10 protein-coding genes and 1 other RNA gene are annotated in these 12,605 nt (G+C 62.3%); 4 read left to right on the top strand and 7 right to left on the bottom strand.

The genetic code is table 11. The annotated features are described in order from the left end of the window. Window positions 1–85: 85 nt before the first annotated feature. From ihfB to CW305_RS05485, 4 genes are all read right to left on the bottom strand, one after another. A complete protein-coding gene (ihfB, locus tag CW305_RS05500) occupies window positions 86–370 on the bottom strand; it encodes an integration host factor subunit beta (RefSeq protein WP_015276650.1) in 285 nt (94 codons plus the stop codon). 259 nt (window positions 371–629) lie between these two features. After that, on the bottom strand, window positions 630–2,300 hold the full coding sequence (locus CW305_RS05495) for a DEAD/DEAH box helicase (protein WP_014820801.1): 1,671 nt from the start codon (window positions 2,298–2,300) through the stop codon (window positions 630–632). Between the two features lie 376 nt (window positions 2,301–2,676). Beyond that, entirely contained in the window at window positions 2,677–4,839 is a 2,163-nt protein-coding gene (locus tag CW305_RS05490) for a methyl-accepting chemotaxis protein (RefSeq protein ID WP_104097293.1), read from the bottom strand. A 273-nt stretch (window positions 4,840–5,112) separates the two neighbouring features. Next, window positions 5,113–5,862, bottom strand: coding sequence for a spermidine synthase (locus CW305_RS05485; protein ID WP_023444991.1), 750 nt, complete (start codon window positions 5,860–5,862; stop codon window positions 5,113–5,115). Between the two features lie 132 nt (window positions 5,863–5,994). Between CW305_RS05485 and CW305_RS05480 the strand changes: the two genes are divergently transcribed. Beyond that, on the top strand, window positions 5,995–7,344 hold the full coding sequence (locus CW305_RS05480) for a class II 3-deoxy-7-phosphoheptulonate synthase (RefSeq protein ID WP_104097292.1): 1,350 nt from the start codon (window positions 5,995–5,997) through the stop codon (window positions 7,342–7,344). Between the two features lie 129 nt (window positions 7,345–7,473). Here CW305_RS05480 and efp read toward each other — a convergent pair whose 3' ends face one another. The 3 genes from efp to ffs all read right to left on the bottom strand — a co-directional run bounded on the left by efp (window position 7,474) and on the right by ffs (window position 9,665). Further along, window positions 7,474–8,040 carry an elongation factor P gene (gene efp, locus CW305_RS05475; protein WP_044316296.1) on the bottom strand — a complete coding sequence of 189 codons (567 nt, stop codon included), beginning with the start codon at window positions 8,038–8,040 and terminating at the stop codon, window positions 7,474–7,476. A 177-nt stretch (window positions 8,041–8,217) separates the two neighbouring features. After that, complete coding sequence (gene earP, locus CW305_RS05470) at window positions 8,218–9,372, bottom strand: elongation factor P maturation arginine rhamnosyltransferase EarP (protein WP_104097291.1); 1,155 nt, start codon at window positions 9,370–9,372, stop codon at window positions 8,218–8,220. A 196-nt stretch (window positions 9,373–9,568) separates the two neighbouring features. Beyond that, window positions 9,569–9,665: signal recognition particle sRNA small type (ffs, locus tag CW305_RS05465), an RNA gene on the bottom strand. 309 nt (window positions 9,666–9,974) lie between these two features. Between ffs and CW305_RS05460 the strand changes: the two genes are divergently transcribed. From CW305_RS05460 to CW305_RS05450, 3 genes are all read left to right on the top strand, one after another. Further along, window positions 9,975–10,961 (top strand): NAD(P)/FAD-dependent oxidoreductase, encoded by a 987-nt coding sequence (locus CW305_RS05460; RefSeq protein WP_104097425.1) that lies wholly within the window; start codon window positions 9,975–9,977, stop codon window positions 10,959–10,961. Window positions 10,962–11,061: 100 nt separating this feature from the next. After that, window positions 11,062–11,877: a motility protein A gene (locus CW305_RS05455; RefSeq protein ID WP_104097290.1), complete on the top strand. Its 816-nt coding sequence runs from the start codon at window positions 11,062–11,064 to the stop codon at window positions 11,875–11,877. After that, window positions 11,874–12,605, top strand: a complete 732-nt coding sequence (locus tag CW305_RS05450) for an OmpA/MotB family protein (RefSeq protein WP_104097289.1) — start codon at window positions 11,874–11,876, stop codon at window positions 12,603–12,605. The genes CW305_RS05455 and CW305_RS05450 overlap by 4 nt, the downstream gene beginning before the upstream one ends.

Genomic DNA, 12,605 nt, shown 5'->3' with positions numbered 1-12,605 from the left:
GCAAAAAGTTCAGCCGAATGATGGCTTTTAACAACTATTTAGGCTGATGCCTCGCTGCTACAGGGAGAGCTAGCCTAGCCGCTTATCAGTCCTCCTCATTCACCCGATCCCGCAACTCCTTCCCTGGCTTGAAATGCGGGACGAATTTTCCGTCAAGGCTGACGGATTGGCCGGTTTTGGGATTGCGGCCTACGCGGGGGGCGCGGTAGTGCAGGGAAAAGCTACCAAAGCCGCGGATCTCGATCCGGTCGCCAGTGGCCAGAGCCTGAGCCATTTGCTCAAGCATGGTCTTGATGGCCAGCTCGACATCCTTCGACGAAAGCAGCCCCTGCTGGGTGACGATTCGCTCGATCAACTCCGACTTGGTCATGGTTTTCCCTTCGTTTTCAAGCGGCTAGATCATTCGGGTTGCGGTCGTTTGTAGCATGTTGTTCAGAGTTTGAACAGCCCGAGCGGGATTGACGAGCAAGGAGTGCTTCGTTTATCGGAGCACGACACGGAATGCAAAGGGACGGATGAGTAACCACTCCTTGGCGTGATCGATGGAAAGCAAGAGCCGAGGTGGATCTTTCTTTGGGCAATAAAAAAGGCGGGCTAATAAGCCCGCCTTTCGTTTAACCAACTACCGATCAATCCTCGCGATAGCGACGCAGCTTGAGCTGCTTGCCGCCGACGCGGGTGTCCTTGAGTTTGCCGAGCAGGCGGTCAAGGCCGTCTTCCGGCAGCTCGACCAGGCTGAAGCTGTCGCGCACCTGGATGCGGCCGATGGCTTCTCGGGCCAGGCCGCCTTCGTTGAGGATGGCGCCGAGCAGGTTGCGGGCAGCGATGCCGTCACGCGCTCCAAGCGGCGTACGGCAGCGAGCGCGGCCTTCGGCCAGCGGGACCGGAGCGCGACGCTCGCGATCACCACTACGCTCAGGACGATCCGAACGCTCGGTGCGCTCACGCGGGCTGCTGGTCGGAACCAACGGCTGCTCTCTTTCCACCTCGGCCAGGGTCAGAGCCTGACCATTGGTGGCCTTGCGCAACAGCGCAGCGGCCAGAGCACGTGGGCTGCAACCGATGTCGGCGACCAGCTTGTCGAGCAACTCGCCATGGGTGGCTTCGGCATCGGCAACCAGCGGCGCGAGGCTGTTAGTGAGTTTCTTGATGCGGGCGTCCAGCACCTGCTGCGCATTCGGCAGACGGGCTTCAGCGACCTTCTGGTTGGTCACGCGCTCGATGACCTGCAGCATGCGACGCTCACGCGGGGTGACCAGCAGCAGCGCACGGCCTTCACGACCGGCACGGCCGGTACGGCCGATGCGGTGTACGTAGGACTCCGGATCGTAGGGCATGTCCACGTTGAATACGTGGGTGATGCGCGCCACATCGAGACCACGGGCGGCGACGTCGGTGGCGACAACGATGTCAAGGCGACCGTCCTTGAGCGATTCGATAACGCGCTCACGCTGGTTCTGGGCAATGTCGCCGTTCAGCGCAGCAGCCTTGTAGCCCTTGGCTTCCAGCGCGGCGGCCAGATCCAGGGTGGCTTGCTTGGTGCGAACGAAGGCGATCAGGGCGTCGAAATCCTCGACTTCCAGCAGGCGCAGCACAGCTTGGATCTTCTGATCGGCATGGACCATCAGGTGTGCCTGCTCGATACGAGCGACGGTCTGGGTCTTGGCAGCGATCTTGATGTGCTGCGGCTCACGCAGGTGCTTTTCGGCAATCGCGCGAATGGAGTGCGGCAGCGTAGCGGAGAACAGAACAGTCTGACGGCTCTCTGGCATCGCTTCGAAGATCACTTCGAGGTCGTCCATGAAGCCCAGCTTGAGCATCTCGTCCGCCTCGTCGAGTACCAGGAAGCGGATGGTCGACAGCAGGCCACTGTTGCGGCTCAGGTGGTCAACCAGACGGCCCGGGGTCGCAACGATGACCTGCGCGCCCTGGCGAATGGCCTTGAGCTGCGGGCCCATGGGTGCGCCACCGTAGACCGCGACGACGGTCAGGCCAGGCATCTGCTTGGAATAGGTTTCGAATGCAGTGGCGACCTGCAGGGCCAGTTCGCGAGTCGGCGCGAGGATCAGTGCCTGCACTTCCTTACGAGCGGGATCGATCTTGGACAGGATCGGCAGCGCAAAGGCCGCGGTCTTGCCGGTACCGGTCTGCGCCTGGCCGATCATGTCGTGACCGCCAAGGATCACCGGGATCGCCTGAGATTGAATAGGGGATGGTTCTTCGTAGCCGACTGCGCTGATGGCAGCCAGAACAGCGGAGTGAATACCGAGTGCGGCAAAGCCGCCGATTTCCTGGGTCATGGGTCTTGTCTCTGATGCTCCGCAAGACCCATTGTTCCGAAGCTGCGCATGCCGTGCAAAACCCGAAGGTCACCCTGGCAGCCTGGTCGGCGGGGTTGCGAAAACGTATGAATGATGAATCGTCAAGGATAGCCCGCTCGAAGCGGACAGCAGCCGAAGCAGTGCTTCGTGTGTTGCAGTACCTGAACGCAGGCTGGGTTTCAGCCGGCGCGTACTATACCGGATTAACGTGAAGCTGTGCGGGTATTTTGCGCGGGCGGTTGGGCTACCGGGCGCACCGTTGGCCAGCAAGCCCCGCCGCGTGGCTCGCCTGCACCGAGCCAGGTGCACAGCAGCGGCACCGTGGCAGGTCTCGCCCTCGCGGCGGGCATCACTTTCAGGCAGCCTCGCTAGTGGCGGCGCTGACGCGGAAGCGGCCGACCAATTGGTGCAGTTTGCCAGCCGTATGACGAACACGTTCGGCGCTGTCCTGCAGCACGCCGAGGGTCTGCCCCATCTCATTGGAGGCCTGGTCGACGCCACGGATGGTCTGGCCGTAATGCAGGCTGCGCTCGTTCAGACCCTTGATGATGTCGAACATGCGCTCGACCGTGTGATGCAGATGCACATTCTCCGAGGATGCCTCCTCGGTCAGGCGCAGGCTGCTGTCGACATTCTGGACGCCACCCTCCATGAACGACACCGCCTGGCGCGTTTCCGCCTGCAGGCTCTCGACCTTGTGCCGAATGTCCTCAGCCGCCTTGGCCGTACGTTGCGCCAGTGAGCGGACCTCACCCGCCACCACGGCGAAGCCGCGACCATGGTCCCCCGCCCTGGCCGCCTCGATTGCCGCGTTCAGTGCCAGCAGATTGGTCTGCGTGGTGATGTCGCTGATCAGCCCGACGATCTCATCGATCTCGCCCATGCGGCTGTCAAGCAGCTGAACGCTCTGAGCCGAGCGCTGCACCACATCACGGATCGATTCGGTACCGTTACGCACGGTGTCGAAACGCTCGCGGGCACGCTGCATCACCTCGTCCATGGCGCCCTTCATTTCCTCGGCGGTCATCGATGCCTGCTGAATTTCGCCAAGTTGCTCCTCCACCAGCAGCAACAATTGATGGATCGATTCGGCCACATCGCTGGTGGTCTGCCCCGCTTCGCTGCTGCGTTCGAGCATCAGCTCGTTGTCCTGACGAACGTGTTTCGAGACCTGGATCACCTGGCCGACCACACCGTCCAGGCTGTCGATGAAACTGTTGATCCAGCGCCCCATGTCGCCACTCTCATCGCGCTGCATGGTGCTGCTGTCGACCCTTTGGCGCAGATTGCCCTCGCCTTCGGCCAGCGTACGAATCACTTCGGTCATCTCCTGCATGCGAGCAGCCAGCCGTCGCGGACCGAAGGACGCGAACGCCCAGGCCCCCAGCAGGAGCAGCAAACCGTTGACCAGGTGCAGCGCGGTGGTGGGCAGACCGCTGAACTCCTGCAGCAGACTGCCGATGGCGAACAGCGTGGTCACCGTGAGCAGATAGGTCTTCATCAGCCCGACGCTCAGCGAACGGCGACGATAGACCTCCTCCAGATCCGCCTCACACATCATCCCCCAACGGTCTGGCGAGCCTTGCAGCTGAAAGGTAACGCCCTTGCCGATGACCGGAATGTGTCGGTAGTCCGAGTAGCCAGGATAGGTGACGAACAGGTTGGCACCCTTGGCAATCGTCTCCCGCACACCAGGATGCAACTGGCCGGTGGCCGGATCGGTAAAACGCAATTCCAGCTCGGTATGCTGCTGCACGCGCACCGTTCCCCAGCGCGTGTGCACACCGCTTTTCAGGTTCTCGCCGTGGCTGAAGGTGGCATCTTCGAAGCGCGAGCGTGACAGCGCCGTACCGGTCTGAACACTGCTGTCGAAGCGCGACTCCACCATGAACAGGTAGTTGTCACCCGATTCCGGGTAGACGTGGCCGGCCTCGCGCTGGATGAGGTCACCGATCACATCATTGGGCACCCGCGCGCAGATGCAGCCGAGACACTTACCGCCAACATGCACCGGCTGGTAGAACATCAGGGTGACCGCATCATGGAAGCGCGACGTGCTCGCGCCCAGGCGCTGGGTCAGCGGATCACGATAGGGCCCATGCAGGAACGGCTCACTCATCCCGCGCGCTACCGCTCGGCCATCAAGATCCTGCTGCCCGACATGAGCCGCACAGGTGGATGCCAGCACGCGGCCTTGCGAATCGATGACGAACAGCTCGGAAATATCCGGCAGCTGTGCTCGTTTCCCCTCTAGCACATCGCTAGCGACGTGGCCAACGGCTTCGCCCAGATTGGCGGCGAGGTCCGCCAGATGACCCCAGTGACTGGCGACCCAGTTCTGCAGGATGCGCACCCGTGACTGCGCAACGCCCTCGAAGACCTGCTCCACCACGGGATACACGCCACGATTCAACCAGCACGACCAGCGCATCGCCAGCTTGCCGGTTGGCCCCGACCACGGAAGCCAATGGCGCTCGCTAGCGGACAGATGCATCAGATTGCTTTGAAGATGAGGCACGGGCGATTCCTTACTGCCGACAAAATATGCTGGCGTTTTGCAATTAGCAGACCAGCCATGCCGTCACGTTTGCTCATCAGCGCGGCAAGACACAGCGCTCCAGCATTGATTAACTGCTGGCTTCGTGGGACCCAGATATTGAGTGGGACGAGTGAGGCCCCGCGATAGAGCCGCGCGTCGCGCTTTTCCGTGCGGGACGGCGCCGGTCAGTACGCACCGATATGGAACAGCCACAAACCTTCACTACCGTCGACGCACCCGTTCGGTGCAGAGTTAGCTCGCGGGCCGCAGTGCCGCAATCAACGAATCCAGCGAATAGCCCAAGCGCGGTGCCAACACTTCGGCCCGCTGGCGCAGCCCGGTCATGTCCAGCTGCTGATCGAGATCCGCTGGCACCAGCAGCACCACGTTGCCCTCCTTCACGGGGCACTCCCAGTAATGCCGATGATAGAGGCCACGCAGCAGCGCCGCGCCCAACGGGCGATCGTCATCGGTGCCCCACTGATTGATGATCAGCCAGCCGCCCGGATTGAGTTTTTCCTGACAGCGCTTGAGGAACGACCAGGCCAGATGCGCGGCATCCGGGCCTGCATCGTTGTACAGGTCGACGAAGATCAGATCGGAACTCTCGGCGGTATCCAGCAACTCGGTGGCATCGCCGATGCGGATATACAGCCGCGAGTCGTTCTGCAAGCCGAGGTACTGCATTGCAAGCTCCGGCACCGCCGGCCGCAGCTCGATGACCTCGACGTCCTCCAGCGGCAGGAACTGCAGACAGGCCTGCGTCAGGTTGCCGGCACCAAGCCCTAGAAACAGTGCGGTTTCCGGTTCTGCATGACACAGCCCACCGAGCAGCATCGCGCGGGTGTAATCGTATTCAAGCCAGGCAGGATCGGCGGTGAATACGCAGCTCTGTTCGACCGCCGCGCCAAACTCGAGAAAACGGTAGTCGCCCACCTCGAGTACGCGAATCAGCCCGAAAGCGTCATGCACTTCGGCGAGCAGACGTTCCTCTTTGTCCATCAATGTGCTCCGCAGCTATCCGATCACCAGCGTGTCGGCGAACGCATCTTACGCAGCCCCATAGGCCATCGCTATCTCCGGGGCCCGGGCGCTTCAGGTAAAATCGCCGCACTTTTATCAGTTGGAACGATCATGAACGACGCCTGGAGCCCCGATAGCTGGAGAAGCAAGCCGATCCAGCAGCAGCCCGAATACCCGGATGCCGAACACCTCTCGCGCGTTGAACGCACCCTGGCCGGCTTGCCACCGCTGGTCTTCGCCGGCGAAGCACGGGAGCTGAGACGGCAGTTCGCCGAGGTGACCCAGGGCCGCGCGTTCCTGTTGCAGGGCGGCGATTGCGCCGAGGGTTTCGCCGAATTCTCGGCCACCAAGATTCGCGACACCTTCAAGGTGCTGCTGCAGATGGCGATCGTCATGACTTTCGCGGCCGGCTGTCCGGTGGTAAAGGTCGGGCGCATGGCCGGCCAGTTCGCCAAGCCCCGTTCGGCCGGCGACGAAACCGTCGATGGCGTGACACTGCCGGCTTACCGGGGCGATATCGTCAATGGCATCGACTTCAACGCACAAAGCCGCGTGCCGGACCCGGAGCGTCTGCTGCAGGCCTACCATCAGTCCACCTCCAGCCTGAACCTGCTGCGTGCATTCGCCCAGGGCGGTTTCGCCGACCTGCACCAGGTGCATCAGTGGAACCTGGACTTCATCGCCAACTCCCTGCTGGCCGAGAAGTACCACCAGCTCGGCGCACGCATCGACGAAACGCTGAAATTCATGCGCGCATGCGGCCTGGATGGCGCGCCACAGTTGCGCGAGACCAGCTTTTTCACGGCTCACGAGGCACTGTTGCTGAACTACGAGCAGGCTTTCGTCCGCCAGGACAGCCTCAGCGGCGGCTGGTACGACTGCTCCGCGCACATGCTGTGGATCGGTGACCGCACCCGTCAGCTCGACGGCGCGCATGTCGAATTCCTGCGCGGAGTGGGCAATCCCATCGGCGTGAAGGTCGGCCCGAGCATGGACAGCGAGGAGCTGATCCGCCTGATCGACATCCTCAACCCGCAGAACGACCCCGGTCGCCTGAACCTGATCGTGCGCATGGGCGCCGACAAGGTCGAAGCCGGTCTGCCGCGACTGGTGCGTGCGGTGCAGAACGAAGGTCGCCATGTGCTCTGGAGTTCCGACCCAATGCATGGCAACACCATAAAGGCTTCCAGCGGTTACAAGACGCGGGACTTCGAGAAGGTGCTCGCCGAAGTGCGTCAGTTCTTCGATGTGCATCGTGCCGAGGGCAGCTACCCCGGCGGGATTCATATCGAGATGACCGGCCAGAACGTCACCGAATGCATCGGCGGTTCGCGGCCGATCACCGAAGCCGGCCTCAGCGATCGCTATCACACCCAGTGCGACCCGCGGTTAAACGCCGATCAGTCGCTGGAAATGGCGTTCATGATCGCTGAAACCCTGAAGCAACTGCGGCCCAACTGATGGCGAGGTAGAAGCCGCAGGCTGCCGGTCACGGTGCGCGACACTTGTCGCGCACCGATCGGCAAGTGAAAGGGCATAAAAAACCCGGCGCCAGGCCGGGTTTCTTTTTCGAGCAGTCTGCGTGGCCTATCAGGCCTTGACGCGGGACTTGTACTCGCCGGTGCGGGTGTCGATTTCGATCGAGTCGCCGATTTCGCAGAACGCGGAAACCTGCAGCTCGGCACCGTTCTTCAGGCGAGCGGTCTTCATGACCTTGCCGGAAGTATCCCCACGTACGGACGGCTCGGTGTAAACGATTTCGCGAATGATGGTGGTCGGCAGTTCGACGGAAATCACCTTGTCGTTGTAGAAAACGGCTTCGCAGACGTCGGTCATGCCGTCTTCGATGAAGGTCATTACACCTTCCAGGTCGTCTTTTTCGATTTCGTACTGGTTGAACTCGTCGTCCATGAACACGTACAGCGGGTCGGCGAAGTAGGAATAGGTCACTTCCTTGCGCTCGAGGATGACCGGCTCCAGCTTGTCGTCAGCCTTGTAAACGGTCTCGGTAGCCGAACCGTTGAGCAGGTTCTTCAACTTCATCTTGACCACGGCACTGTTACGGCCGGACTTGTTGAACTCGGCTTTCTGGATGACCCAGGGTGCGCCGTTGATGATGGCCACCTGGCCGGCACGGAACTCTTGTGCGGTTTTCATACGAAATATCCGAAGGGGAATTAGAGACAAAAAACAGGCCGCGTATCATAGGGTCTGTTCCCGCCTGGTCGCAAGCCACGTTGCTGCGCCAAATGGCGCCATGCGGAGCGGCGTACAACAAGGCGCGGAGATCAGGCCACGGCGTTTCCCCACCATAATTGAAGGTGCGGTCGCACGCTAAGCGTGAACAGCACCTAGCCAATCGGTGAAGAAAAACACCAGCTTCCCGGCCAGATCGCCATTGGCTACCTGCTCGTGGGTCCAGGCTTCGGCATGTTGCAGCAAGGGCGGGTATTCGCGGACCAGAGCCGTCCAGGCTTCGCCAGCCCCCTGCCCGGCGTTCCAGGCACGCCAGAATTCGCGTAGCGCTGCGTTGGCCGTGGGCGACAGCTCATGCGCGTACAGATCGAGAAAGGCATGGAGTTTATCCCAGTGGGCATCGTCTTCCTGAGGATAGATGTGCCACACCAGCGGTCTGCCGGCCCACTGGGCGCGGATAAAGGACTCCTCCCCGCGCACTGCGTTGAAATCGCAGCTCCACAGCAGCAGGTCGTATTCGTCCTGAGTCATGAACGGCACGATGCAAAGCTGCAAACTGCCGCGCCGATGCTGATCGCCCGCATGCAGGCTAGGCACGCCAAGCCAGGCGGCAACATCGCCGAGCACTCGCCCTTCCGGGACCAGCAGCTGGTTGCTGCGCGAATCGGCCGCGAGGGCGTCCAGCCAACCGGCGACCGCAGTGTTTTCGTAGGCGAACAAGGACAACAGGCGCGCGCCGGGCTGTCGCGCTACGCCGAGCGAGGCAAGAAAAGCGGTCTGTTGCGCCATATCGCTCTGAAATTCCGCACGGCGCAACATCAGATCAGCTTCACGGATCAGACCGCCGGTCCGGGCTTCGAAGCCCGGGAAGAAGAAGTACTTCTGCAAGCCGTTGGCCTGCAGTGAGGGCAGCGCATGGCAGCCGACGATCCAGTCCTCGGCGCTCAGATACTCGAGGTTCAGCCAAAGGATGCGACGACCGCTGGCAGCCATGGCATTGATGTAGGGCTGCGGCAGATTGCAGGCGAACGCCTCGATGACCACATCGGCGGGCTCGGTAGCTGACCATTGGCCGGACCAGCGCCGGACCTCCACACCCTCGTGCAGCTGCTGTTCCGCCTCGGCATTGGCCGTCGGGCACAGCCGAGCGAAGGTATCCAGGTCATCCACCCACAGCCGCACGTGCTGACCGTGTTCCGCCGCCAGCTGCCGGGCCAGGCGCCAGGTGACGCCGATGTCACCGAAGTTATCCACGACTGCGCAGAAGATGTCCCACTTCGCTTTTACAGACAAAACCGTGCTCCTCGAGCCGATACCGGCACTTCGTGCCTCTGGAAACACTGTGCAGGATACAAGGTTGGCGCCAGCAACCGGTTGCCATGCCACAACCCAGGAACGGCAGACGCGCGTATACGCCCGAGCCTGCAAAGGCGTCAGCGGATTCAGATAAGAGAGAAAGGAAAAACGAGAAGATCGTTATGGAGGTGAACCCTACCAGCCACACCCCGGCACACAATGTCACCGCTGCGGCTGCTCCCTTCCGGGCCTGACCGGGTTCACGGCTGATCGTTGCGAGGGGACCGGCAGGGCCCACCATAACGAAACCCGCCTGGCGGCGAGCGGCGCCATTGTACCGGCTTATCAGCAACTTACAACCACAGACTGCTGCCACGCTTACGGCAGGCCAATTGCATCCTCTTCCATGAAGCGCCAGCAACCCGACTATCAATGGATTGAACCGGCGAGCGGTATGCGCATTGCGTCGAAAGCCTCTAGCCAAAGACCAACGTCTGTCCGAGGATGGACAGGCTCAAGCGCTATCGAACGCTTGTCATGAAACCATGCTGTGCAGCGAATTCGCTGTGCGGCTGATGGCAACAGCACACGAGGTAATCATGAGCAAGGCTCCAATCGCCGTCATCGGAACCGGGATCGCGGGGCTCTCCGCTGCGCGCGCCCTCCACGATGCCGGGCAGGCAGTACATCTGTTCGACAAGAGCCGCGGCAGCGGCGGCCGCATGGCCAGCAAACGCAGCGATGCGGGCTCGCTCGACCTGGGTGCGCAATACTTCACCGCCCGGGATCGTCGCTTTGGCGAAACCGTCCGCCAATGGCAGAGCGAAGGCTGGGTCGATCAATGGTCGCCCAGCATGTACCAGTCCCATGACGGTCAACTGAAACCATCTGCCGACGAGCAGGTGCGCTGGGTCGGCACACCGACGATGAGCTCGATCACCCGCGGGTTGCTGGGCGACATGCCGGTCAACTTCAGCTGCCGCATCACCGAAGTGTTTCGCGGCGAGCAGTTCTGGACGCTGGTCGATGCCACAGGCGTAAGCCACGGACCATTCAGCCAGGTGGTGATTGCCGTGCCGGCGCCGCAGGCGGCTGCGCTGCTCTCCAGCGCGCCCAAGCTCGCCGCCGTCGCCGCCAGCGTAGCCATGGAGCCCACCTGGGCGGTCGCGCTGGGCTTCGCGATTCCGTTGAACACCATGCTGGAAGGCTGCTTCGTTCGCGACGATGCGCTGGACTGGATTGCTCGCAACCGCAGTAAGCCCGGCCGCAACGGCGAGCTGGATACCTGGGTTTTGCACGGCACCAGCAGCTGGAGCCGACAGCACCTCGACCTGCCCAAGGAGGCGGTGATCGAGCGCTTGCATGGCGCATTCGCCGAGCTGATCGATTGTGTGGTGCCGGCCCCGGAGTTCACCTTGGCCCATCGCTGGCTGTATGCCCGCCCGGCCCAGGCCCACGAATGGAATGCCCTGGCCGACGCCGGGTTGGGTCTTTACGCCTGCGGCGACTGGTGCCTGTCCGGCCGAGTGGAAGGCGCCTGGCTTAGCGGCCAGGAAGCGGCGCGCCGGCTGCTTGAGAATCTGTAGAGCGGCTGCCAGCGGCTGATCTGACCCAGGTCAGCCGTACGCGCAAGGCCAGCTGCTATGATCGCGCGCTTTCTGCACTGGCCCCTTCAGCGGAGTTCCGATGAATCCCTCCACCCTGATCGGCATCGTCGCGAGCATCGGACTGCTCGCCGTCGTCATGCTCTTCGCCGCCAAAGAACCCGCGCTTTTCATCGACCTGCCAAGCCTCGGCATCGTGCTGGTCGGCACCCTGGCGGCGACCTTTATCAGCTATCCGTTGCGCGAAGTCACCCGAGTGTTCGGGCTGATCTGGACCGTGATGCGCAACGAGCGCCTGTACACCCGGCAGGATCTCGATGAGCTGGTGCAGATCTCGCGACTGTGGATCAGCGGTGATCTACCTGCGGTGGAAAAAGCGGTCGAGCAGGTCAGCAATCCCTTTCTGCGCACCGGCGTGCAGCTGGTGATCGACAACACCCCGGAAGAAGACATCCTGGAACTTCTGCAATGGCGTATCGCACGACTGCGCGCCCGGGAGAATGCCGAGGCACAGCTGTTCCGGGCGATGTCCAATTATGCGCCGGCGTTCGGCATGATCGGCACGCTGGTCGGACTGATCAACCTGATGTTCATGCTCGGTAGCGGCAATATGGACCTGATCGGCCGCAGCCTCGCGGTCGCGCTGATGACGACCTTCTACGGCGTGCTGCTGGCCAACCTGATCCTCAAACCAGTGGCTGTGAAGCTCGAACGGCGTACCGAGCAACGCGTGGCGCTGATGAATCTGGTGATGCAGGGCATCTCCATGATGTGCAATCGCCGCAGCCCGGCCTACATGCGAGAAACGCTCAAGTCGTTCATCGCCCACCACGACGACGAAATTCGCGACGGCAGCCCCGCCGCACCGCGCAGCGAGCCGCAGGACGAACGCACGTGAACGGCCAGGCATCGCAGGGCAGCCGCTTCTCCCGCTGGCATATCGAGCCGCAGCGAGAGGAAGAGCAGGAAGCCTGGCTGATCACCTACCTGGACATGCTCACCCTGCTGTTAGTGATGCTGGTGATCATGCTGGCGCTTGCCGGCAAGGGCGAAGGCCAGCAGAGCGAGCCCGCGATGGTAGAAGCCACGCAGCAGGCGGCTGGCGATCAGCTGGTAGCACTGCAGCCAAGCGCTTCACCCATACCATCAATCGTGCCGCTACCGGCTCCGGCGGCTGATACGCAGCAGCACGACATGAGCGAAGCGAAGCCCGATCTGGCGCTGGGCGACGACATCGAGGTTATCGTCAACGATGGCAGCATCAGCTTTCGAATCAGCAGCGAAATTCTGTTCGGCTCAGGGCGGGCGGAGCTGGAAGACGCCGGGCTGGATGTGATCGACCGATTGGTCCCGACCCTCGCCGCAGGCGGTCATCGGATCATCGTCGAGGGCCATACCGACAATCTGCCCATCCAGACCGAGCGCTTTCCGTCCAACTGGGAGCTTTCCGCCAGCCGCGCCAGCAGCGTGGTGCGCTACCTGCAGCTGGCCGGCATCGAATCGACGCGGCTGAGCGCAACCGGCTACGCCGACACGCGACCGCTCGCCGACAACGGCGACGAACAGGGTCGCGCCAGCAACCGCCGCGTCGAGCTGATCATGCAGACCGAGGCGGACAAGCCCTGA

The sequence above is a fragment of the Stutzerimonas kunmingensis genome, from assembly GCF_002929225.1.
Lineage (GTDB): Bacteria > Pseudomonadota > Gammaproteobacteria > Pseudomonadales > Pseudomonadaceae > Stutzerimonas.
The sequence above is the reverse complement of the archived record's forward strand: the minus strand, read 5'-3'. Positions and strand labels throughout refer to the sequence as shown.